Genomic DNA, 22,131 nt, shown 5'->3' with positions numbered 1-22,131 from the left:
TTATCTTGCTCCTTTGAAATCGCGCCAGGTGCGGACAAGCACGGGCGACAGAAGAATGGCGACCCCAATTATCGTCATCACAGAGGTAGCGGCAGCGGAAGACAGTTGCCGAGTCTCGCCACCGAGATCGTAAAAGATGAAGGTGCTGAGTGATTGCGCATGCGCTTGTGCGCTGAAGCCGATGATCGGTTCAAACACCTTGAAGTTGTCCATCAACTGGATCAGCGCAACAAATGTGACCAGAGGCATGAGGTGAGGAACAACCACAAATTTGACCTGTTGCCAGCGCGTCGCCCCGTCTATCTGAGAGGCCTCAATCTGGTCTTGGGGCAAGGTTTGCAGTCCAGCATAGAACACGACAAAGGCAAAAGGCGCAGCGTGCCAAACACCATAGACCATCAGAGCTACCCACATCAGCCCTGTTGATGCTTTCAGGCTGAAATCCGGATCTCCAGCCAGATATACGAGGGCGTTGCCGATCACCCCGCGACTGTCAATCATCCAAAACAGGATGAGCGAGCCGATCAGCGGGGTCACGATCATGGGCAGAAGAGAGAAAAAGATCATCAGACCTTTGAGTTGCCTGTGCAGGGAGTTTACTGCCAACGCAATCACCAGCCCCAATACAATTGTGAGCGGTGTCACGACAGCAACGAAGGTCAGCGTGAATGCCATCGCCCGGTAGAAGGGTAGATTACCAAGCTCGGTGAAGAAGCCGCCCCATGTTTCATTCGCGGCCCAGATTTGACCAATTTCCTGTATCGCCAGATGGCCTCGGTTAAAGTAAATGTCCAATCCCACAAATCGGCCCAGTGGTTTCTCGGCGCGAAGTGCTGCAGTGGCCTCTTGATCAACAGTGGTCTCAGTTGTGCATCCGATAAGCGGGGTGCAGTTTTCGACCTCTAACAGAACGGCCGGGTGGGGCGCGAAGATCGATTGAGTCACCACCGAGACAATTGGCATTGCAATGAACAGCAGCATCGCGAGTCCTGTGGGCAGGAAGAACCAAAGGAATGTCTTATGGCGCATGTTGCAATCCTCGCGTGAGTAGGATTGCGCGGGTGGGTATCAAAGGCACCCGCGCAATGGGCTTCTTATTGCAGATAGCCTTGCTCGATGGCGGCGGCACGATAGGCGGCTTCTACATCAGCCAACGCTTGTTCCGCGCTTTCCTTGCCCTGCATGAAATCAGCAAGTTCGTTGCCAAGTGCGCTGTGCATGAGCCCCATGTAGGGTAGCATCGGATAGGGTGGTGTGCCCATTTTGGCCGCAGCAAACACGCCCTCGGCATCTTTTCCCGGCTGGTAGCCTTCAATCAGCCAGACCGCCAACGGAGTGGTTTCATCGTTCAGCATGTCAGGACGGATGCCATGTTTCATTGCGATGAAGGTGGCCTCGGCCTCTTCATCTGAGATGTTCTTTCCGACTGTCCAACCGTCCCACCACAGGGTCGTTGCAGGGATATCTCCGCCACCAACTGTCAGCGGCGCGCCAATCGCATGGCCGTCGATTACCTCCTGCAACACACCTTCGGTGGTGGTTTGCTGCGATGCGCGCGAACCCCACATATTCATGATTGCAACGTTGCCAGCACGGTATTCGGCATTGGTGGCGTTGGAGTCATGAGTCAGGAAGTCGGGGTTCATGTATTCCGACAAAGCCTTCATCATATTCAGGGCGTTGACACCGGCCTCAGAATTCACGTTGGGTTCGGCCGTACCGGGTTTAAAATGGCTGCCGCCATAACCAAGGAACATATTGTTGAATTCCTGCGCCAGGTTCCAACCCGATGCATAGGCCCCACCAACCGGGTTTTGCATGATGCCCTGCGCACGAATGGCCTCGGCCACCTCGAGCATTTCCTCATAGGTAGTCGGGACTTCCACACCGGCTTGCTCAAGGATGTCCTTGCGGAACATCAGATGCTGCGCGTTCGCCATAAAGGCGATAGCCATGATGTTGTCGCCAATCTTGATCAGCTGCCCAGGCTGCAGGTCCTGGCCATACTTTTCCACCAGATCATTGAGCGGACGAATAACGTCTTCGTTCATCAGTGCCACAACCGAACTATTGGCGATGATTGCGGTCGTATATTCCGACGGATTGCCCGACAGGCCAGCCACGTTGATGGTCTGGTGCTCGGATGTCAGGTTGGATTCTACCGACGCCCCGGTGCATTCCTTCGCTCCGGCTGCGACGGCCTGGATGGCCGCAAATTCATTGCCGACTATGTTGACACGTGCGCCGATTTCGCAGGCATATCCCGCGCTTGCGGCAAAGGCGGCTACCGAGCCGGCCAATGCAATTTTCTTCAGAAACATCAATATTCCTCCCTAGATGGATGGGTGCATCTTCGAAGTCTGCACCCTAGTTACCCCGTCCCAACGGGTGTTGTTTGCGGTTCTCAGCCTTCCAGGCGAGCCCCGGTTTTCGCATCAAACAGATGGCAGTGATCGGTATGGATATGAATCGAGACCTGATCGTCGATTTCGGCCCGATAGGTTTTGTCGGCCTTGACAGATACCAGCGCTCCACCGATCCGAACCGAAACCATGGTGCTGTCGCCCAACAGCTCTTGTGTATAGATCGGTGCATTGATCTCGCCGCCGCTTTCTACAACATTGGCGTCCTCGGCGCGAAACCCCAGCGTGATAGGACCGTCGGGCGCGTTCAACCCGTGTACCTCAGTGCTTTTGGCGCGGAACACGCCACCCTGAACCTCGCCATCGACAAGGTTCATTGCCGGGTTGCCGATAAAGCTGGCGACAAAGGTGTTGGCGGGGGTGTCGTAAATATCGACCGGAGTACCGACCTGTTGCACGACACCCTGCTTCATAATCACCACCCGATCAGCCAGTGTCATAGCCTCGATCTGGTCGTGGGTGACATAGATCGTGGTGACCGCCAATTCGTGGCTGAGGTTCTTGATCTGTGCGCGGGTGGAAACGCGCAGTTTTGCGTCAAGGTTGGATAGTGGCTCGTCCATAAGAAACACGTTCGGCTCGCGCACTATGGCACGAGCCAAGGCAACCCTCTGACGCTGACCGCCAGACAATTCCGCTGGCTTGCGGTGCAGGAAGTCATCCAACTCAACCATCGCCGAAGCGCGCCGCACTTTTTCGTCATGGGTAGCAGGGTCAATACCGCGAACTTTCAGCGGGAAGCGAATGTTCTCATATACATTCATATTCGGATAGAGCGCGTATGACTGGAACACCATCGCAACATCGCGGTCTTTGGGCTCCATGTCATTTACTCGGGCGCCATCGATCAGGATATCGCCCTCAGACGCGTCCTCGAGACCAGCTATCATGCGCATTGTCGTCGTCTTTCCGCAACCTGACGGCCCAAGAAGCACCAGAAATTCCTTGTCGGCTATTGTCAGGTCAAAATTGTCAACTCCGACAAACGATCCCCAACGCTTTCCAACATTGCGAAGTTGAATTTCGGCCATTCTGTCCTCCCTGCTGCACTCGTAGTGCATACGCTTGCAAAACCATAGACAACAAAAGAAACATCTGGCAAGCTTTTTTTGCATGCGTGTGCAAAAGCCGACTTCATCTTCCTCACAATTCGCCCCTTGGCAGCGACTAAAGAACTGAAAGAAAATAATAATGTCCTATGAAATCCAAAAATCGATCATCTTGGATTACTACACGGCGCTCAGCAGCGTAAAAGAATCGGATATCGCCAACACGTTGTCTGAGTTCTGCACAGAAGACTACCTGTGGCGCGGTTTCCACCCGTTTGATGAGCTTCGGGGCACCCATGACGTAGCACAGGCATTCTGGCGTCCCCTGAAGCAAAGTCTAAGGAAAATGCAGCGCCGGATGGACGTGTTCATGGCCGGAAAAAACGAGATGGACGGATTCACCTCGGTCTGGGTTGTTTCAATGGGGCATCTGATGGGCCTGTTCGACAATGCGTGGCTGGGCATCGCCCCCACGGGCAAGATGGCGTTTTTGCGCTATTGTGAGTTCAACAAGATCGAGAATGGCAAGATCGCCGAAACGGCGATGTATTTCGACATCCCGCATTTCATGATGCAGGTCGGGTTGCAGCCCTTCCCGCCTCAAACTGCAGCCCATCTGGTTCAACCCGGACCGATGACGCATGACGGGTTGATGTTCAGCCCGCAGCCTGCCGAAGAAGGCGAGAAAACTCTCGACACGATCAATGCCATGATTTCCGATCTCGGCCAATGGAACAGCGGCTTGAGACTTGAGGAAGAATTGCGCCAGACATGGAGCGAAGACATGATTTGGTGGGGGCCCGCCGGGATCGGTGCGACCTATACGATTGAGCGTTATGCAAAGCAGCACTCAGGCCCGTTCCGCGCATCCTTAACGGACCGCTCGAAGACCAAGCACATTTGCCGCTTGGCTGAGGGTCACTATGGCGGCTTTTTCGGCTGGCCGAATTTCACGGCGCGGCCCACCGGCGGGTTCATGGGTATGCCCGCCACAGACAAGGCCGGTGAATTCCGTGTGATCGACATATATCGTCGCGCGGGTGACAAGCTGGCCGAGAACTGGGTTTTCATTGACCTGCTGCACTTCTGGAAACAACAGGGTGTCGATATTTTGGGGCGCATGTCGAAAGTACCGCGAACATGACCGGCTGGATCGATGCCCATCACCACCTTTGGGACCTTGAAGCTGTAAACTACACCTGGCTGATGGCGCGCGGGGTGGAAAGGTTCTTTGGCGACCCGACGCCGATTCAACGGGATTATCTGCTGCGCGAGTTCCGGTCCGAAGCCGCGCCCTGCGGAGTCGGTGCCTCGATCCATATCCAGGTGGGGGCCAAAAACGGTCTGGACGAAGCCCGGTGGGTTCAAGCTGTCGCCGAAACCAATCCAGACTGGCCAATGGCGCAGGTTGTGTTCTGTGACCTGACCTCGGCTGACCTACACGCCCAGCTTGATACGTTTCAGGCCCTTCCAACTGTACGCGGTGTGCGCCAGATCGTCGGGCGCGCACCCGGAGAGGACGCGCAGACGGGAACCAATTTCCTGTTGGACGATCCGCGGTTTCTGGACGGACTGAAGGAGGCTGGACGGCGTGACCTCAGCTTTGATCTGCAGCTCATTCCTGATTTGATCGTAAAAACCGCGCGAATTCTCGCTCAAGCCTCGAATACACGAGTCGCTCTATGCCATGCCGGATCACCATATGACCGCACTCCGGCGGGCCTGAAAAGCTGGGCTCAAAGATTGCGCGCGCTGTCCGATCTGCCGCACGTCTCATGCAAGCTCTCAGGTCTGGGCATGTTCGATCACAACTGGGCGCCTGAGAGTATTCGCCCGATCGTGGAGATTTGCCTTGAACAATTCGGACCTAAAAGGGTCATGTTTGGCTCGAATTTCCCGGTCGACAAACTCTATGGCAATTACACATCGCTGGTAAAGGCTTACCGTGATCTGGTTCCGGCTGAAGCACAATCGGCGGTTTTCAGAGAAACCGCCGCACACTTCTATGATCTCGAGGTGCCCTGAGAGTGATATTCAATGACTCGGCCCCTTGATCCGGGCCGATCGGATGTAGAATCCGTTCCCGTTTCTTTCTCGTGATTAGGTTGCGGTCAAGGCCTGCTGAGCGGAACCGTTGCGCAGCTCAAGCGAAGCAGGCCGGGCGGTACGGTTAAGATTAGCGTAAACGGCTGGTGCCAGTCCGCCGAGAGAAATGTGCGGTCGCTGTGTATCGTAGTCAATCCTCCAGTTTTTGATGATCTTTCGGGCTTCAGCCAGGTTGCCGAAGATATGTTCGTTTGAGCGCTAGCAGAAATGCGCTCGAACTGACAGGTAGGGGCGAAGTTTGCGACAGAACCTGGAACGGTTGTGTTGCAAATTTTTGGAACGATCAAAGTAAGCGTCTTACCAGGCACACATATCCTACGATCTCAGCAAACACCCGAAAGCCAGAGGTGGCTGCGCTGAAGAATTGCTGTTTCCGGATCATGTTGACGACTTTGATGCCATCCAACGTAGCGGACGCGGATGCGAATGATTTGGACCCACACATATGTCGAACACGCCGTTTTATGAACCGATGATCCTGCTCGATCATATTGTTCAAAAATTTGGACCTGATTGTCTGCACCTTGGCTTGGCAACCAAACCGCTTCAGAATCCTGTTCACTTCTCGAATGCCGGCTGCGTTGGCTCCGCTCTTATCGATGACGACTTTGTCTGGGATTCCGTTTGATGACAGCGCTTTGGTAAAGAACCTGGTTGCTGCGGGACCGATTCTTCGCTCAGACAGCATAAAATCAAGGGTGTTCCCTGCTTTTTCGACGGACCGATAGAGATACACCCACTTACCGCGCACACGGAGGTAGGTTTCGTCCATTCTCCAAGATTTCTGTGTTGGACGCTTTTTCGATTGCGCCCGCGCAGCGATCATCGGAAAATATTTTACAACCCATCTATTCAACGTGGCGTGATCGACGGAAACGCCCCGTTCAGCCATAATTTCTTCAAGGTCGCGATAGGAAACAGTGTGGCGCAAATAGAAAAACACAGCGTACAAAACCACATCCTTCGGGAAGTGGCAGCCTTTCAAAGAAACCATTCTGAAACCTGCTCGCGATTGATTTGAAAGCAACAAGCACCAGGGCACGCGATTTCGTCAACCTCGGTCAAAATTCGCGACACAACCAAATTTCCCACCGACAACTGCGTTCCGGAAAGACATCCCAAATTTGAGCTCTGCAAGGTCTCTGCCCGGCTCTCCAGTTTCAAAAAACCAATCCAAGGGGATTGCTAGGCGCTTTCCAACCTGAGCCAAAAGTTCGGCCCTGGGCACCGACGTTCCGGCCAAGTATCGGCTCATTTGCGTACGGTTCACACCTGCAACATCAGCCAAGAATTTCACTGACCCAACCTGTTTAGCGAGGTGGTTTAGTCGTGCTGCCAGCGCGTCCCGCATATCTGATTGGCTGGCTGTATCCCTTGTCATCTTCAACCTCTTTTCCAGCGAGAGCAGGGGAAAAGTTTACTCATCAACACGCTGTGTGTCTCTTAAAAACTGAACCAGTTTCAGTGGTATACACGCTATCGCAGGCCTAGTGGTTCAGAATCTTGCTCAGAAAATCCTGCGCTCGATCACTTTCCGGGTTGCTAAAAAACTGCTCGGTGGGACGGTCTTCAATTACCAGACCAGCATCCATGAACACCACCCGATCCGCCACCTTGCGTGCAAAGCCCATCTCGTGCGTGACAACCATCATTGTCATACCGTCCTTTGCCAGTTCGACCATCACATCCAGAACCTCATTGATCATTTCCGGATCAAGGGCCGAAGTCGGTTCATCAAACAGCATCGCAATCGGGTCCATAGCCAGCGCCCGGCTGATGGCGACCCTCTGCTGCTGTCCACCTGAAAGCTGCCCGGGAAATTTTTCGATATGTGGCAGGAGCCCAACCCGATTGATCAGAGCTTCAGCTTTGGCGTTGGCCTCGTCACGTGACCGGCCCAGGACTTTCTGCTGACCCAGACAAAGGTTCTCGCGCACGCTCATATGTGGGTAAAGCTCAAAGTGCTGGAACACCATACCAATGCGCGAGCGCAGCTTGGTAAGATTGGTGCCTTTTGCGGTGACATCCACGTCTTCAACCTGAATGCGGCCCTGCTGCACCGGCTCCAACCCGTTAACGCATTTGATAAGGGTGGACTTTCCTGATCCGGACGGACCGCAGACCACTACAACCTCGCCTTTTTTGACGTTGGTGGTGCAATCGGTCAGCACCTGAAAGTTGCCGTACCATTTAGAGATGTTTTCAATGCTGATCATGCTGTTTTGGCCTTCTGAAGGTGCCGGACAACAAGTGAACCGGCGAAGCAAATGCTGAAGTAGACAAGGGCGGCGAAGATATACATCTCAGCAAGCCGGCCCTCGGTTCGGGCGACAATAGATGAGGCGGTCATGAAGTCGCGCAAGCTGACAACAAAGACAAGGCTGGTATCCTGGAACAGAATGATGCCCTGCGTCACAAGGATCGGGATCATGTTCCGGAACGCCTGTGGCAGGACCACATAGCGCTGGATCTGCCAGTAGCTGAGGCCAGTGGCCTGTCCGGCATGCACCTGTCCTTTGCGGACTGACTGAATGCCTGCCCGGATAATTTCTGAATAGTAGGCCGCCTCGAACATGACAAAGGCGATCAGCGCCGAATAGAAGCCGCCAATCGGCCGACCCAAAGCAAGAGGCACCAGGAAGTAGAACCAGAAGATCACCAAGATCAGCGGCACCGAGCGGATCAGGTTCACATAACCTGCGGCGAGGAGAGCCAATGGCGCGATACCAGATAGCCGCATCAAGGCAAGGCCGGTCCCCAAAATGATACCGCCGATCACAGCAAGAAAGGTAAGCCATAGCGAGAGCTGCAAGCCCTGCCACAGAAATGGAAGATTGTTCCAGATGACGGAAAGATCAAAATCACCCATAATTCAGCCTTTTCCGACAAAACCCGGGATGCGGGTGTATTTTTCAAGAGTCTGCGCGATGACTGTCGCACCAAGAGCGATGACGACGTAGATGACCGTCGCTGCGGTAAAGGCCTCAAATCCCTGAAAAGTGTATTCCGCGATCTGCTGGCTTTGCGCCGTCAGTTCAAGAAGGCCGATGGTCAGCGCCAGTGAGGAATTCTTGAAGATAGTCAGGAATTCAGAGGTCATCGGCGGCACGATCAACCGGAAGGAAATCGGCAACAACACGTAGCGATATGTCTGCGCAGTCGAGAAGCCATTGGCATAGGCTGCGCTGGTCAACCCGTGACCGACGGCATTGATCCCGGCACGAACCTGTTCGGCAACGCGGCTTGCGGTGTAAAGTCCTAGACCGATAACAGCCGTAACATACTCGGGATTTGGCATGTCCCGCTTCATCCAACGACCCAGATCGTCCGGAACGATCTCAGGCATGACGAAGTACCACAGGAACAGTTGTACAAGAAGCGGCACATTACGAAAAAGTTCAACGTAGGTGGTGCAAAGTAAGGCAACAGGCCGCGATGGCAGTGTGCGCCCGACGCCAATTAGAACACCGACGGCCAGCGCAAGAACCCAGGCCACAAGCGCGACCGCAAAGGTCCACCCCAGCCCCGATATCAGCCAGCCAAGGTATTCCTCTTCAAAGAGGACACCCCAGTTCCAGTTGTAGTTCATGCTTTCTACCCTGATAAGAATGGTGCCGGGCCTCCCGCGCACGGTGCAGGCCCGACAGTGTTGCTACAGGAGGAGGTTATTCCGGCAGCGCATTAAGCTGGAACGCAGCCTTCAGCAGGTCTGTCTGACCGACACCCAGCGGATCGAACCACTTGGCATAGATGTCGTTGATCTCACCCGAGCGGAACACATCTGCCATAGCCTTCTTGCCGATCAGTTCAAAGGCGCTGTCGTCGCGGCGCACCATCAACGCATAGGGATCGAAAGACAGGAAATCACCGACCACCGCGAAATCTTCGGGGGTCTTGGATTTTGCAATGAGCCCGAACAGAAGGATGTGATCCGTGGCATAGACATCCACACGATCAGTTTCCAAAGACAACATGCCCTCGGCATGATCCCGCACCGGAAGAACCTTCACGTCCAGCCCCAGCTCTTCAATTGCCGCCTTGACGGCACGCTCGTTGGTGGTGCCCTGCGCCAACGCAACGGCCTTGCCGCCCAGATCTGCAACCGAATTGATGCCGGAGTCTTTACGGACCATCAGTTTGGTACCGGTGATGAAGGTCGTGGGCAGATATTCGACCTGCTCCTGACGGGTCAGGTTGTTCGTGGTCGAGCCGCATTCAAGGTCAATCGTGCCATTGGCCATCAGTGCAATCCGGGTCTTGGGGTTCACCGGCACATATTTGATCGTCAGTTCCTTACCCAGCTCGGCGGAAACCGCTTCGACCACCTTCATGCAAAGGTCGATCGAATACCCAACCGGATTTTGGTTCTCGTCCAGATAGGCAAACGGAACAGAGCTTTCCCGGTGTCCAATGACAATTTCGCCCGAGGCGTCAATCTTGGCCAAAGTTCCCGTGCGATCCTCAGCCACAGCTGGAGCAGAAAAGGCCAAGGCAAAAGCCAATACGGCCGCTGGTTTCATATATTTCATGGTTTTCTCCCTTAGTTTCTGTTGCTTTTGTTAGTCCTGATAGCCCGGCAGATCGAAAATGCCGGAATATCCAAATAACGCTGCACTTCCACCGGTGTGCAGAAACACAACATTATCCATTCCTTCGAAGTAGCCTTTGCGAACTTGATCAATCAGGCCATCGAGCCCTTTGCCCGAATAGACCGGGTCAAACAAAAGCCCTTCGAGTTGAGCCAGTTTCAGAAGCGCCGCACGCATGCCGTCGGTCGGCAGGCCGTAGCCTGGGCCAACATAATCACAGTTCGCGCGCACCGAGGTACGTTCAATCACGGCCCCCATTCCAAGGTAATCCATGGTCTTGCAGGCCAGGTCATAGACCATGCCTTCCTGTTTCCCCTGAGGTGCCCGAACACCGATCCCAAGCAAGTGAATGTTGCTGCCAAGGGCAGCAAGTCCCGCCACCAGCCCTGCTTGGGTTCCCGCACTGCCGGTGGCATGGACCAGGGCGTCAATCTTGAGACCGATGTTTCCGGCTTGCTCTTCCAACTCGGCGGCACAATTCACATAACCCAACGCCCCAACGCGATTGGAGCCGCCGCCCGGGATGATGTAGATCTTGCGGCCCTGATCTTGCAGCGTGCTGGCCAAGGCTTCCATTTCAGCGTTCATGTCGGCACCACCTGCTCGTTTGGAAACGGTTGCGCCATGTAGCTGATCCAGCAGAACATTACCGTTGAAGTTATAAGTCTCGTCATTCGACCCGGTGCGATCCTCAAGCAGGATATGGCAGTTCAGCCCCAACCGGGCTGCTGCGGCTGCTGTCTGTCGTGCATGATTGGACTGGGTGGCGCCTTGCGTGATCACTGTGTCAGCACCCAGCTTCATGGCGTCGGCCATCAGAAATTCCAGTTTGCGAGTCTTGTTGCCGCCCGACGAAAGGCCCGTGCAGTCATCGCGCTTGACCCAGATGCGCGGCCCGCCCAGCTCGTCACTCAACCTTTCCAGCGGCTCCAACGGGGTCGGAAAATGACCAAAACGCACACGTGGAAAGTTCTCAAGCGCGCGCCTTACAAGCGCGAGGTTGCCGCCCACTGCCATAGCACTTTCTGCCGCTGCGGTTTGCATTGTGTACATTCCCTTTACGTATTCTAAGTAAGGCTAAACGCAAAAAATCGTGTTGGATAATGCCAATATTGCAGTGTACCCGTACATAAGGTATGGGTAAGCATGGATACACGCCTTCTAGAAGACGCTCTGATCCTGTTGGAAGAGCGCAGCTTGACCGCCGCTGCCGCGCGTAGGAATGTAACACAACCCGCCTTTTCACGGCGCATTAGATCACTGGAACATTGGATCGGAAAAAGCTTGCTGGTCCGTGAGGCCAACCGGGTAGAGCTGTCTCCGACGCTACTACAAAGCGAACCTCAAATCCGGTCGCTGCTCGCGCATTTGCGGCAATTGCATGGGCATCTTAATAACCCGGAAGGCATCGGAGAACCGCTGGTGATGGCGACGCAGCACTCGCTTTCGGTGTCCGTCGTTCCAGAGATTCTTCGCAAACTCCGCGCACGCAGCGGATTGCCGCAAATCCGATTGCGCACGCAGAACCAGGTGACAGCAATGTCCACATTCCTGCGCCATGAATGCGACATTCTGGTGAGCTATGAATTCCGTGAGCTGCCCCAGGTGCCTTTCGATGACACCGTTGATCGTTACATTTGGCGGCGGGACACTTTGCTTCCGGTCGTCGGAGGCGCACTAAAATATGAGCTGCTGGAAGGTCAGATCCTACCACCGGAAGCCCCCTGCATTGATTTCCCCGCAGACAGCTTTTTTGGGCAGATTGTGTTACTGCATCAAGCTAAAGCGGACCGTGCCTGGACGGGAAGATCGGCTGTGGAAAGCGCGTTTTCGGTGGGGATCTCCCAGATGGTTTTGGAAGGAAGCGGCGCTGCCTGGGTTCCTCACTCGCTCATCCAGAATCACATAATTACTGGCGATGCTGTCATCCTCTCTCCGGAATACGGCCGCCTGCCGCTGGATATTGTTCTATACACCCACGTTTCCAACCCGCGCGGTACGAACTTCAGAAAGATGGTCGCCGAAACAGAGTAAGGGCCAGGAAACCCGCCGTAAGCATCACCCTTCTCCATTACAGACTTGCGATGTGCCTTACAGGTTTTGAGCCATCATCCAAAAGCGTTCCAACTCTGCTCGGGACCTCTCGATCGAACGGTAGAGTTTGATGTCGATTGAAAGCTCGAATTCTGGTTGGCTGATCTTCTGCAAACTCCCGTCTTTCAACTCTCGATCCGCCGCGCTTTCGGGAAGGAATGCAACGCCAATTCCCGCAAGACAAGCGGACTTAAGCGCCTCGGCAACGGAGTTTTCATAGATGGGGCTCACAATGTGACTCAGACCTCCGCGATCCAGACAAACCTGGGACACGCGGCCCAGAAAACTGTCAGGAGTGTATGACAGGAACGGAACCGGGTTTTTCCCTTCGAGGCTGTATTTGGCACGCCCATCAGCATTGACAACGCTGACGGCTATGATCCGGTCTTTTGCAATGGTCGAAGACGGGTATCGGTTTTCATCTGAAATAGTGGGCACTGTCGGATGGGAATAGCACAACATAAAGTCTGCGCTTCCGGATAAAATTGCCTCGGCGCAGCCGGAGAAGTTTTCCGCGACCAGCCTGGTTTTGGTGGGACCAAGATGGCTGGACATTCGTGTCAGCCAGTTCGGGAAGAAGGAAATTGCCAAAGAATGAAGCGCGACGAAATCAAGCACCGATGCTTCCTGGCGAGATAAGCCACGGATATCGCTTTTGGATTGTTTTAATGCGGCAACCGTGTCGATTGCGGTTTGCTTGAATGCATGACCTGCTGACGTAAGCTCAACCGGGTGTACGCTCCTGTCAAACAATGGGGTACCGGTCCAGTTTTCCAAGTTTTTGATCCGCCGCGTGAAAGCCGACTGGCTTATGTTTCGCGCATCCGCCGCGCGGGCAAATACCCCAGCAGTTGAAAGTGCCAAGAAGTCTTCCAGCCAATCGATCTCCATCAAAATTCTCCAATTGCAGAAACTTCACACGGTAGAAGCATGTTGCAAAATTCGCAACACCTTTGCGAAAGTTGTCATGGGTGGACGGACTTGATGGCGGTACGGTCAGACCAACACACTCACAGAGTCTCGGCCCCTCGCATTTGATGCAGGCCGCAAGACCACAAAAAGGTCTCAGATCATGAAACAACACAGAACAGAATCCGACAGCCTTGGCCCGGTAAAGATCCCGCTGGCAGCGACCTGGGGCAGCCAGACCCAGCGGGCACTGGAAAATTTCCCGATTACGGGGGTGGCGATCAGCCACTATCCGGAATTGATTGTCGGACTGGCGTCGGTCAAAAAGGCCTGTGCTATGGCCAACAAGGACCTCGGCGTCCTGCCCCACCGGAAAGCGTCGGCCATTACGGATGTCTGTGACAAGATCATTGCCGGGGGCCATCACGATCAGTTTGTTGTTGATGTCATGCAGGGTGGTGCTGGCACATCGACCAACATGAATGCCAATGAAGTCATTGCAAATCTTGGGCTGGAAAAGCTTGGGGCAGATCATGGCGATTACAGCCAGCTTCATCCGAATGATGATGTGAACCGGTCACAATCCACAAATGACGTTTACCCCACAGCAATCCGTCTGGCTGTTCTGTCCAGGATCGCGCCTATGATTGAAGCAATGCATCTTCTAACCAAATCCTTCGACCAAAAGGCATGTGAGTTTCAGCATATTATGAAGGTCGGGCGTACCCAACTTCAGGACGCTGTACCCATGCCACTTGGTGCGGAGTTCCGGGGATATGCCACAACAATCAACGAAGATGCTGACCGGTTGAGGGACCTGTCGCGCCTTCTGACAGAAGTGAACCTTGGAGGCACGGCCATTGGCACCGGCATCAATGCCCCAGATAGGTTTGGCGAAGTCGCTTTGGCGCATTTGCGCGACATTACCGGCGAGCCACTTAAACTGGCCCCGGACCTGATTGAGGCTTCATCTGATCTGGGTGCCTTTGTGATGTTCTCAAGTACGCTCAAGCGGGTTGGCATCAAACTGTCTAAGATCTGTAATGATTTACGCCTAATGTCCTCTGGACCGCGGGCTGGGCTTGGAGAAATCATTCTGCCCGCGGTTCAGGCAGGATCGTCCATTATGCCCGGCAAGATAAACCCGGTTATTCCCGAAGTTGTAAATCAGGTTTGCTATCAGGCAATCGGAAATGACCTGACCGTCACAATGGCCGCCGAGGCCGGTCAGTTCCAGCTCAACGCGATGGAGCCGGTCATCATCCATAAAGTGTTGGAAACCATGGGGTCTCTGACCAATGCAATGAATGTGCTGCGCACCCGCTGCGTGGACGGTATTGTTGCGGATGAGAAAAGATGCGAGATGTTGCTGAGCAACAGCCTTGTACATGTCACCGCACTGGCCCCGGTGATCGGATATGAGGCTGCCACCAAACTTGCAAAATATGCACAGGCGCATGGCTTGAACCTGCAAGAGGCCGCAAAACCCGCTTTGCCAGGAGAACTTGCCGAGACTGCATTGCAGCACATGCACGGCAGGGCTCCGGAGATTGCCCAATGAACAAAAACCAATCTTTACGCATAGGAATCGTTGGCGGCCTGGGCGCCCTTGCCGGAGCCGACCTGCTGAACAGAATTGTTCAAAGGACACCAGTCAGGTCGGAAGAAGACCACAGGGAATTGATATTTCACCAGAAACCGCTGCGCGAGCCAGCCTCCCCCAAAGAGCTGAGCTACAGCCCATCACACCGAAAACTCTATGTTTTTGACACACTGTCCCGCATGGAACGGGATGGATGTGACGTGGCGCTGCTTCCATGTTTTGTTACCCATAGCTTTCTGCATGAACTGCAGGACGAGCTTGAACTGAAACTGATCAGCATGACAGAGGCGATCGCCGCCGCCGTTACCAGACTGCGTCCCGAGCCGACAAAGATTGGTGTCATCACGACGCCTTTTGTCAGGAAAACTGGTTTGTTCGAGAACCTGTTTGGCAGGGAAATACAGATCCTCCATCCCCGGGAAGATCTGGAAAGTGCCGTCATGGAGGCCGTATATGGACGCATCGGTTTCAAAGCAGGACACTGCAATGAAGACGTTCTGAAACCCATAAATGCCGCCCTGACCAACCTATTCGAACAAGGCGCGACCGTGTTTGTGCCCGGTCTTTCTGAACTGCCCTTGTTGCTCAACCAGCTTGACCTGCCAGACAACATGACGGCCATAGACACGGCGGCGGTTTACGCGGATTACGCCCTGCAAGAGACCCAGCCAGACCGCCGTCACCGGTTCAAAGTTGGAGTGGTCGGCGGTGTCGGACCTGCCGCAACCGTAGATTTCCTTGCCAAACTGGTCAAAGGGACCGAGGCGACCCGCGATCAGGATCACATAAAAGTCTTGGTTGAACAGAACCCGCAAATTCCTGACCGCACCGAAAATCTGGTCCGCGAGGGCACCGATCCAACTGTCGCCCTCTATTCTACCTGCAAAAAACTGGAACGCGGTGGTGCTGACATGCTGGTCATCCCTTGCAACACCGCCCACGCGTATGTCGATCGGATTCAGCGCCACCTTGATATTCCGATCATCAGTATCCTTGCCGCGACCACTGAATACATTAAAGAAACCGCCCCAGAGACGCGTGTGGTCGGGGTCCTCGGTACGGATGGAACAATACAAAGTGGCTTGTACCAGACAGCACTTGATGAGGCAGGCCTTGCCCACATCATTCCCGATGACGATCATCAAAACCTGGTCATGGATTCAATTTATGGCCCGTTTGGCGTCAAAGCTGGATATACCGACGGCCTCTGCAAAGAACAGATTAGCCGGGCCTTTTCCCATCTGGTTGCGCGCGGAGCCGAGGCAATCATTCTCGGCTGTACGGAATTGCCGCTCATCGTGACCGAAAGCGCAGACGCATTGGGGGCGCTTCCTGTCGACCCGACCGATGTGCTCGCCCGAAAATGTGTACAGCTCGCAAGATTCTAGGCGCCACCGAAACTTTATCCGACAGAAGAAACGGTATTGCAAATATTGCAATGCCGTTTCTCTATTTGCGCGACCATGACCGGCACGACGGTGTTACCTTGCGGCGACTGCAGGCAGCTCATTCCAGTTGACTGCCATGGAAAGGGAGAACCTATTGATGAATACCAGTCGCAAAACAGGGTTTATGGCACCTTGGAGGAATATGCTTCTTTGGAAGCAAATCGTGATCGCGCTTGTTCTTGGGGTGGTTACGGGCGTGTTGCTGAACGCAACCGGAAACGCAGCAATTGCGGGCATGATCAAGAACATTGGAACCCTGTTCCTGTCGCTTATCAAAATGCTGATTGTCCCGTTGATCTTCGTATCGCTCGTTTGCGGTATGACATCGGTCAGCGACATGGCCCGCATGGGGCGAATTGGCCTGAAGTCGATTGTATTCTATCTGGGCACAACTGCATTCGCGATCACGATTGGACTCGCTTTGGGCCTGCTGTTGCAACCCGGCGCAGGAATTGATCTGAGCACCGCAGCCGCAATGGAACCCAAAGCGTCTCCGCCTTTCATCCAGCAACTTATCGGGATCGTTCCCAAGAACCCAATCGCCGCTGCCGCGGATGGCAACGTGCTTCAGATCATTTTCTTTGCGATTATGTTCGGTCTGGCCATCAACCTGGTGGGTGGCGCTGGAAAGCCGGTCAGGGATTTCTTTGAAGCCCTAAATTCCGTCATCTTGAAGCTGACTGAGATTGTGATCAGTTTTGCACCATACGGTGTGTTTGCACTAATGGCCTGGGTCGCTGGAGCCTATGGTCTGGATCTCCTGTTGCCTTTGGGAACCGTGATTGCTGCGCTCTATATTGGTTGCGTTCTGCATGCCGTCATTGTTTATGGCGGGCTTGTTTCGATCTTTGCGCGCTTGAACCCAATCCGCTTCTTCCAAGGCATCATCGAGCCGCAGATCGTGGCCTTCACCAGCACCTCCTCTTCGGGGACACTGCCGGTCACGATGACGGCGGTTCAGCAGAACCTTGGCGTGAACCGGTCGGTTGCAAGCTTTACGCTGCCGCTTGGCGCGACAATCAACATGGACGGAACCGCCATGTACCAAGGCGTTGCGGCTCTTTTCGTGGCACAGGCCTTTGGGATAGAGCTGGGCATGTCGGAATATGTCACAATCATTCTGACGTCGACACTTGCCTCCATCGGCACCGCTGGTGTGCCGGGTGCCGGGCTGGTGATGCTGTCGCTTGTTCTGAGCTCGGTCGGCCTGCCTTTGGAAGGTGTAGCCATCATCGCAGGCATCGACCGCATTCTCGACATGGCACGTACATCGCTCAACGTTACCGGCGACGCTGCCTGCACCGTTATTGTTGCGAAATCCGAAGATCAACTGGATCTGGATGCCTACGATACGCCCCATGTGCTAAAATCACCCGACGTTTCGCGGGCGTAAGTGACAAAGCACATCACTGCGGCCGCCCCGAAAAGGGCGGTCGTTTTCTGCTCAGGACGTCGCCTGGTTAATGCCGTCACCCTCCGCCCTTATCCCAACGCGTAAATTCAATTAAGTTGATCCCCGGTAATGACACAGGTTGGCGGGGAAAATTGGCCGGCCACGCTGACCCTGTCCTTGTTCTGCTCGCTTGAGCGTCTGGACAAAACCGGCGAGCAGGTCTGGAACGCGCTATAGTCCCACGGACGGTTCGGGAATATTTGTCAGATCAGACCAGATTTGCGCGGTCCCCTCGCCCTGTTGATCAGAGAGGCGGATCAGCATGATGCCCAGATCCTGATGCGGCAGGTCATGTAACCGCCGCAGCCGCCCTTCGGTTAAATGCCGCTTGACCAGGGTCAGCGGCAACCACGCCACCCCAATGCCATCCAGCGCGTATTCACAGGCGGCAAGCGTCAGTGCAGTTTCCGCCTTTGGGGACAGCATCACGCCTTCGGGCAACAGGGGCAGAATGCTTTGGCTGAACAGGCGCCCCAGGAAAACATCTGGGGGATATGAGATGAACGGGATCTCGGGGTCATCAACGTGGAGCGCAAGATCGGGTGACGCCACCGGCACCAATGTATCGCCGCCCAGCCGCCGCATTTCAAACGCCTGTGGCACCGCAGGGCCGGGGGCCTCCGGGCGTTCATATGTCATTGCGAAATCGGCCTCGCCGGACAAAAGCAGCATCAGGCAATTGTCCCGATTTCCGGATCGCACCCGCACGGAAATGTCCTGCGATTGGGTCAGTTGCCGCACCACCCACGGCGAGATTGTGGTGGTGATGGCGTGCTGGCACACAAAAGTCACATCCCGCTTTGCGCCCTCTGCGGCCGCTTTCAAGTCGTGTTGCAGGCGACGCAGCCGCGCGCCAAGCTCTCGCAGTTCTGGTTCCGTCGCCTGCACGCCGGGCAGGATGGTGACCGGCTTGCAGGACCGGTCAAACAGGGGTGCACCGATGCGCTCTTCGATCAATCGCACGCGCCGCGTGAACGCCGATTGGGTCAGAAACCGCCGCTCTGCCGCCCGTGTCAGGGACCCCGTGTCGATCACCGCTAGGATGTCATCAATCCAATCCAACTGCATGATGTCACCATAGCGGCACACTGATATTATGCAAGATGTGCATTTTATAGCGCATATTTCGAATTAGAATAGTGGGAATGACCTCCATAAAATGCGAGAAAACCAATTTAGGAGTTTTCCGATGCATCTCTCCCGTTACCCCCGCCGCTTCATCGCCCACCTGCCCACCCCGCTTGAGCGCCTGGACCGTCTGACCGCAGAGCTCGGCGGCCCGGAAATCTGGATCAAACGTGACGATTGCACCGGCCTGTCCACCGGCGGCAACAAGACCCGCAAGCTGGAATTCCTGATGGCCGAGGCCGAGTTGCAGGGCGCAGAGATGGTGATGACCCAGGGGGCAACCCAATCAAACCACGCGCGCCAAACGGCTGCTTTTGCGGCGAAACTGGGCATGGAGTGCCACATCCTTTTGGAGGATCGCACCGGCTCCACCAACCACAACTACAATTACAACGGCAATGTTCTGCTGGACCATCTACATGGCGCCACCACCGAAAAGCGCCCCGGTGGTCTGGACATGAATGCCGAGATGGAAACGGCCGCCGACAAGCTGCGCGCAGATGGCAAAAAAGTGTACACCATCCCCGGGGGCGGGTCGAACCCGACCGGTGCGCTGGGCTATGTGAACTGCGCGTTTGAGATGCTGGCGCAAGCCAATGATCGCGGGTTGAAGCTCGACCACATCGTTCACGCCACCGGCAGCGCAGGCACGCAGGCCGGTCTGATTGTGGGTTTGAAAGCAATGAACGCACAGATTCCTCTTCTGGGCATCGGCGTACGTGCGCCCAAACCGAAACAGGAAGAAAACGTCTATAACCTCGCCTGTGCCACCGCCGAAAAGCTGGGCTGTGCCGGTGTCGTGCAGCGCGAAGATGTGGTCGCCAACACCGATTACGTCGGCGAAGGTTATGGCATCCCGACCGACAGCGGCATCGAGGCGATCCAGATGTTTGCCGAGCTGGAATCGATCCTTCTCGACCCGGTCTATTCCGCCAAGGGGGCCGCGGGTTTCATTGATCTGATCCGCAAAGGTCACTTCAAGAAAGGCGAACGTGTCGTCTTCCTGCACACTGGCGGGTCGGTCGCGCTCTTTGGTTACGACGCGGCCTTTGATCACAGCAATCGCTGGGTCGGCTGACGCCAGACAGTACCAGGTGTGTGCGGCCTGACACAGGCTGCGCGCGCCAATTTCACATTCCCGCAGTCAGGAGCGAACCATGGTGTCGCTGATCAGGTCCCGCTGGGACACCCACTTTGGTGGCATTCTTCTGGTGTGCGTGATTGCCGCCGCCGCGACCTTTCTGTCCGAACATTACGGCGCGCCTGCGATGCTGTTTGCACTGCTGATCGGCATGGCGTTCCACTTTCTTTATGACGATCAGAAATTCACCCCGGGGCTGGAGTTTTCCGCCAAAACGCTGTTGCGATTCGGGGTCGGCCTGTTGGGCCTGCATCTAAGCATTGGGGATGTGGAAAGTGTCGGGCTGGGCGCGGTGGGCGCGGTTGTCGGCTTTGTCATGGCAACACTGGCCTGCGGGGCAATCCTGTCCTTTCTCTTCGGTCGCAAACTGGCCTTTGGCCTGTTGGCGGGCGGGTCTGTGGCGATCTGCGGGGCCTCGGCCGCCCTTGCCATCACCTCGGTTCTGCCCGCGAAAGATGACCGCGAACAGGATACGCTGTTTGTTGTGATCGGCGTCACCGCCCTGTCGACCATCGCAATGATTGCCTATCCGGTCTTGTTTGCGGCCCTGGGGATGAGCGATCTGGAAAGCGGATTTCTGATCGGGGCGACCATTCACGATGTGGCCCAGGTTGTTGGTGCCGGATATTCGATCAGTGACGAGGCGGGGGTGATTGCGACCTTCGTCAAGATGGTGCGCGTGGCCTTGTTGCCGGTGGTGATGATTGTGGTCATGGCGAGCTTTCGCGGCGCACAATCCCAGAAGATCATCCTGCCGTGGTTCCTTGTCATGTTTGTCGCGCTGGCGATTTTGACAAATACCGGGCTGGTGCCGCAGGTGATCACCGATGCAATCGCCACCCTGTCCGGCTGGTGTCTGGTCATCGCGATTTCTGCCCTTGGGGTGAAAACCAGCCTTGCCACCATTCTGCGCGTCAAGCCCAGCTATGGCCTTATTCTTGTCGTCGAAACCCTCTTCCTTCTTGCGATTGCCGTGGCATTTGTCATGGGCTTTGGCTTTTAAGACTGTGTTGCACGAATAGCGGCTGGGCCGCATTTGCCCCTTTCCCCGGTTCGTTATGCGACACGTTCATAGGTCGCACGACCGAGATGGGTCATGCGGTTGAGAGCTTTGACAGCGATCTTGGTTTCGGTTGTCTGACTCTCCATTTTGCGGCTGCGCAGCTCCGGTCCGATGACCTGTTTGTAGCGCCCGATCTGGGCCTCGCCGCGTGATCTTTGGCCATAGCCAGTGGCCTTCTTCCAGGCCATACGACCTCCCTTGGCGATCATGTCGATATGGGCGTTGCGTGTTTTGCAATCACCTGGGACGGCATTCTTCGGCGGCGGTACGATCAGTTCGACATCCGATCCCAACGCCTGCCGGATCGTCGCTGTGGTCGGCGCACCATCATAGGCGCCGTCGCCGATGATACGATGAACAGGACCTGCCACATCAGCCAGCAATTCGGGCAGTGCGCCGGCGTCTCCGATGTGCTCGGTTGTCAGGCAGGAGGCCATAAGCTCCGCGCTCTCGGGAACGAAGCCGATGTGCAGTTTGCACCATGTTTTACGGGCCTTCGGTAACCCGTGTTTCTTCTGCATCCAGTCTCGACCGCTGTGAACGCGAAGCCCTGTGCTGTCTACGATCAGCGTCACTGGGCCGTTCGTGGGCCGGGTGTTCGGTGTGATCCGAAGCAATTGTGCGCGCCGGCAGAGCGTGGAAAAATCCGAAACGGGAACGTCGATCTGCATGAGCCGTAGTAGGCTTCGTACAAACCCTTGCGTTTGCCGAAGCGGCAGGCCGAAGACGGCGCGCAGGGTCAGGCAGGTCTCAATCGCCAGGTCAGAATACTGCCGCTGACCACCACGTTTCCCCGACCTTGGGGCGCACCACCCGGATACCGCATCCTCGCTGAACCAGACCGTAACATCACCACGCTGGCGAAGCGCCTCGTTGTACTCAGGCCAGTTCGTGACCCGGTACTTGGCCTTCTCAAACTTGTCCCGCCGCGTCGCGTTGTGCTTGAAAGGCATCCCGCCATCCCGTCATTAAATCAAGCAACTGGCTACGCCGATGAAACGATCCGTGCAACACGGTCGGATGAACCGCAGGCATCCATGCCTACGACGCAGGGCGGAAGCGTCTCAAAAAAGGCCAGTAGCTTCGCGCGCTTGATCGGCTTGTTGAAAATAACCCGGCCGCTCT

Annotated in this window: 21 protein-coding genes; 8 read left to right on the top strand and 13 right to left on the bottom strand. The window is 55.4% G+C overall.

The annotated features are described in order from the left end of the window. The 3 genes from ACR0CE_RS18885 to ACR0CE_RS18875 all read right to left on the bottom strand — a co-directional run bounded on the left by ACR0CE_RS18885 (position 1) and on the right by ACR0CE_RS18875 (position 3,454). Positions 1–1,029: a carbohydrate ABC transporter permease gene (locus tag ACR0CE_RS18885; protein WP_480833447.1), complete on the bottom strand. Its 1,029-nt coding sequence runs from the start codon at positions 1,027–1,029 to the stop codon at positions 1–3. 65 nt (positions 1,030–1,094) lie between these two features. After that, a complete protein-coding gene (locus ACR0CE_RS18880) occupies positions 1,095–2,321 on the bottom strand; it encodes an ABC transporter substrate-binding protein (RefSeq protein ID WP_480477924.1) in 1,227 nt (408 codons plus the stop codon). Between the two features lie 83 nt (positions 2,322–2,404). Next, positions 2,405–3,454, bottom strand: a complete 1,050-nt coding sequence (locus ACR0CE_RS18875) for an ABC transporter ATP-binding protein (protein WP_480833446.1) — start codon at positions 3,452–3,454, stop codon at positions 2,405–2,407. A 160-nt stretch (positions 3,455–3,614) separates the two neighbouring features. On the opposite strand from ACR0CE_RS18875, the gene ACR0CE_RS18870 reads away from it, so the two are divergent. Both ACR0CE_RS18870 and ACR0CE_RS18865 read left to right on the top strand, forming a co-directional pair. Further along, positions 3,615–4,616, top strand: a complete 1,002-nt coding sequence (locus ACR0CE_RS18870; RefSeq protein WP_480833445.1) for a nuclear transport factor 2 family protein — start codon at positions 3,615–3,617, stop codon at positions 4,614–4,616. After that, positions 4,613–5,497, top strand: coding sequence for an amidohydrolase family protein (locus ACR0CE_RS18865; protein WP_480833444.1), 885 nt, complete (start codon positions 4,613–4,615; stop codon positions 5,495–5,497). Before ACR0CE_RS18870 ends, ACR0CE_RS18865 begins: the two co-directional genes overlap by 4 nt. A 75-nt stretch (positions 5,498–5,572) precedes the next feature. Here ACR0CE_RS18865 and ACR0CE_RS18860 read toward each other — a convergent pair whose 3' ends face one another. The 7 genes from ACR0CE_RS18860 to cuyA (ACR0CE_RS18830) form a co-directional block, all read right to left on the bottom strand. Continuing rightward, on the bottom strand, positions 5,573–5,761 hold the full coding sequence (locus ACR0CE_RS18860) for an integrase core domain-containing protein (RefSeq protein WP_480484748.1): 189 nt from the start codon (positions 5,759–5,761) through the stop codon (positions 5,573–5,575). A gap of 100 nt (positions 5,762–5,861) precedes the next feature. Continuing rightward, the gene (locus ACR0CE_RS18855; protein ID WP_480833443.1) at positions 5,862–6,572 is read right to left on the bottom strand and encodes an IS6 family transposase; all 711 of its coding nucleotides are present in this window, start codon (positions 6,570–6,572) and stop codon (positions 5,862–5,864) included. A gap of 493 nt (positions 6,573–7,065) precedes the next feature. Continuing rightward, positions 7,066–7,794, bottom strand: coding sequence for an amino acid ABC transporter ATP-binding protein (locus tag ACR0CE_RS18850; protein ID WP_480508367.1), 729 nt, complete (start codon positions 7,792–7,794; stop codon positions 7,066–7,068). Next, positions 7,791–8,447, bottom strand: a complete 657-nt coding sequence (locus ACR0CE_RS18845) for an amino acid ABC transporter permease (RefSeq protein WP_480484726.1) — start codon at positions 8,445–8,447, stop codon at positions 7,791–7,793. Before ACR0CE_RS18845 ends, ACR0CE_RS18850 begins: the two co-directional genes overlap by 4 nt. 3 nt (positions 8,448–8,450) lie before the next feature. Beyond that, positions 8,451–9,167: an amino acid ABC transporter permease gene (locus tag ACR0CE_RS18840; RefSeq protein WP_480484727.1), complete on the bottom strand. Its 717-nt coding sequence runs from the start codon at positions 9,165–9,167 to the stop codon at positions 8,451–8,453. A gap of 76 nt (positions 9,168–9,243) precedes the next feature. Continuing rightward, entirely contained in the window at positions 9,244–10,107 is an 864-nt protein-coding gene (locus tag ACR0CE_RS18835; RefSeq protein ID WP_480484728.1) for an amino acid ABC transporter substrate-binding protein, read from the bottom strand. 30 nt (positions 10,108–10,137) lie between these two features. Further along, the gene (gene cuyA / locus ACR0CE_RS18830; RefSeq protein ID WP_480484749.1) at positions 10,138–11,184 is read right to left on the bottom strand and encodes a D-cysteate sulfo-lyase; all 1,047 of its coding nucleotides are present in this window, start codon (positions 11,182–11,184) and stop codon (positions 10,138–10,140) included. Positions 11,185–11,313: 129 nt separating this feature from the next. On the opposite strand from cuyA (ACR0CE_RS18830), the gene ACR0CE_RS18825 reads away from it, so the two are divergent. Continuing rightward, a complete protein-coding gene (locus ACR0CE_RS18825) occupies positions 11,314–12,201 on the top strand; it encodes a LysR family transcriptional regulator (protein ID WP_480484729.1) in 888 nt (295 codons plus the stop codon). Between the two features lie 57 nt (positions 12,202–12,258). Here the strand turns inward: ACR0CE_RS18825 and ACR0CE_RS18820 are convergent, their stop codons facing one another. Further along, the gene (locus ACR0CE_RS18820) at positions 12,259–13,152 is read right to left on the bottom strand and encodes a LysR family transcriptional regulator (RefSeq protein ID WP_480484730.1); all 894 of its coding nucleotides are present in this window, start codon (positions 13,150–13,152) and stop codon (positions 12,259–12,261) included. A 181-nt stretch (positions 13,153–13,333) separates the two neighbouring features. On the opposite strand from ACR0CE_RS18820, the gene ACR0CE_RS18815 reads away from it, so the two are divergent. From ACR0CE_RS18815 to ACR0CE_RS18805, 3 genes are all read left to right on the top strand, one after another. After that, entirely contained in the window at positions 13,334–14,731 is a 1,398-nt protein-coding gene (locus ACR0CE_RS18815) for an aspartate ammonia-lyase (protein WP_480833442.1), read from the top strand. Next, positions 14,728–16,161: a cysteate racemase gene (gene cuyB / locus ACR0CE_RS18810; protein ID WP_480833441.1), complete on the top strand. Its 1,434-nt coding sequence runs from the start codon at positions 14,728–14,730 to the stop codon at positions 16,159–16,161. The genes ACR0CE_RS18815 and cuyB overlap by 4 nt, the downstream gene beginning before the upstream one ends. A 202-nt stretch (positions 16,162–16,363) precedes the next feature. Then, complete coding sequence (locus ACR0CE_RS18805; RefSeq protein WP_480833440.1) at positions 16,364–17,614, top strand: dicarboxylate/amino acid:cation symporter; 1,251 nt, start codon at positions 16,364–16,366, stop codon at positions 17,612–17,614. Positions 17,615–17,845: 231 nt separating this feature from the next. On the opposite strand, the gene ACR0CE_RS18800 is transcribed toward ACR0CE_RS18805, so the two are convergent. Then, positions 17,846–18,742, bottom strand: a complete 897-nt coding sequence (locus ACR0CE_RS18800) for a LysR family transcriptional regulator (protein ID WP_480484734.1) — start codon at positions 18,740–18,742, stop codon at positions 17,846–17,848. Between the two features lie 121 nt (positions 18,743–18,863). Between ACR0CE_RS18800 and cuyA (ACR0CE_RS18795) the strand changes: the two genes are divergently transcribed. Both cuyA (ACR0CE_RS18795) and ACR0CE_RS18790 read left to right on the top strand, forming a co-directional pair. Next, the gene (gene cuyA / locus ACR0CE_RS18795; RefSeq protein WP_480833439.1) at positions 18,864–19,880 is read left to right on the top strand and encodes a D-cysteate sulfo-lyase; all 1,017 of its coding nucleotides are present in this window, start codon (positions 18,864–18,866) and stop codon (positions 19,878–19,880) included. A 79-nt stretch (positions 19,881–19,959) separates the two neighbouring features. Then, positions 19,960–20,946, top strand: a complete 987-nt coding sequence (locus ACR0CE_RS18790; RefSeq protein ID WP_480484736.1) for a YeiH family protein — start codon at positions 19,960–19,962, stop codon at positions 20,944–20,946. A 53-nt stretch (positions 20,947–20,999) separates the two neighbouring features. On the opposite strand, the gene ACR0CE_RS18785 is transcribed toward ACR0CE_RS18790, so the two are convergent. Then, the gene (locus ACR0CE_RS18785) at positions 21,000–21,959 is read right to left on the bottom strand and encodes an IS5 family transposase (RefSeq protein WP_480773483.1); all 960 of its coding nucleotides are present in this window, start codon (positions 21,957–21,959) and stop codon (positions 21,000–21,002) included. Positions 21,960–22,131 lie beyond the last annotated feature (172 nt).

This window comes from Ruegeria sp. L11 (genome assembly GCF_056531755.1).
Note: the sequence above shows the minus strand (reverse complement) of the source record. Positions and strands in the feature narration are given on the sequence as shown.

Bases quoted from the DNA above. Each gene is read 5' to 3' on its own strand.
- ACR0CE_RS18885 (WP_480833447.1), bottom strand. From the start codon at position 1,029: ATGCGCCATAAGACATTCCTTTGGTTCTTCCTGCCCACAGGACTCGCG.
- ACR0CE_RS18880 (WP_480477924.1), bottom strand. From the start codon at position 2,321: ATGTTTCTGAAGAAAATTGCATTGGCCGGCTCGGTAGCCGCCTTTGCC.
- ACR0CE_RS18875 (WP_480833446.1), bottom strand. From the start codon at position 3,454: ATGGCCGAAATTCAACTTCGCAATGTTGGAAAGCGTTGGGGATCGTTT.
- ACR0CE_RS18870 (WP_480833445.1), top strand. From the start codon at position 3,615: ATGTCCTATGAAATCCAAAAATCGATCATCTTGGATTACTACACGGCG.
- ACR0CE_RS18865 (WP_480833444.1), top strand. From the start codon at position 4,613: ATGACCGGCTGGATCGATGCCCATCACCACCTTTGGGACCTTGAAGCT.
- ACR0CE_RS18855 (WP_480833443.1), bottom strand. From the start codon at position 6,572: ATGGTTTCTTTGAAAGGCTGCCACTTCCCGAAGGATGTGGTTTTGTAC.
- ACR0CE_RS18850 (WP_480508367.1), bottom strand. From the start codon at position 7,794: ATGATCAGCATTGAAAACATCTCTAAATGGTACGGCAACTTTCAGGTG.
- ACR0CE_RS18845 (WP_480484726.1), bottom strand. From the start codon at position 8,447: ATGGGTGATTTTGATCTTTCCGTCATCTGGAACAATCTTCCATTTCTG.
- ACR0CE_RS18840 (WP_480484727.1), bottom strand. From the start codon at position 9,167: ATGAACTACAACTGGAACTGGGGTGTCCTCTTTGAAGAGGAATACCTT.
- ACR0CE_RS18835 (WP_480484728.1), bottom strand. From the start codon at position 10,107: ATGAAATATATGAAACCAGCGGCCGTATTGGCTTTTGCCTTGGCCTTT.
- cuyA (WP_480484749.1), bottom strand. From the start codon at position 11,184: ATGGCAGTGGGCGGCAACCTCGCGCTTGTAAGGCGCGCGCTTGAGAAC.
- ACR0CE_RS18825 (WP_480484729.1), top strand. From the start codon at position 11,314: ATGGATACACGCCTTCTAGAAGACGCTCTGATCCTGTTGGAAGAGCGC.
- ACR0CE_RS18820 (WP_480484730.1), bottom strand. From the start codon at position 13,152: ATGGAGATCGATTGGCTGGAAGACTTCTTGGCACTTTCAACTGCTGGG.
- ACR0CE_RS18815 (WP_480833442.1), top strand. From the start codon at position 13,334: ATGAAACAACACAGAACAGAATCCGACAGCCTTGGCCCGGTAAAGATC.
- cuyB (WP_480833441.1), top strand. From the start codon at position 14,728: ATGAACAAAAACCAATCTTTACGCATAGGAATCGTTGGCGGCCTGGGC.
- ACR0CE_RS18805 (WP_480833440.1), top strand. From the start codon at position 16,364: ATGCTTCTTTGGAAGCAAATCGTGATCGCGCTTGTTCTTGGGGTGGTT.
- ACR0CE_RS18800 (WP_480484734.1), bottom strand. From the start codon at position 18,742: ATGCAGTTGGATTGGATTGATGACATCCTAGCGGTGATCGACACGGGG.
- cuyA (WP_480833439.1), top strand. From the start codon at position 18,864: ATGCATCTCTCCCGTTACCCCCGCCGCTTCATCGCCCACCTGCCCACC.
- ACR0CE_RS18790 (WP_480484736.1), top strand. From the start codon at position 19,960: ATGGTGTCGCTGATCAGGTCCCGCTGGGACACCCACTTTGGTGGCATT.
- ACR0CE_RS18785 (WP_480773483.1), bottom strand. From the start codon at position 21,959: ATGCCTTTCAAGCACAACGCGACGCGGCGGGACAAGTTTGAGAAGGCC.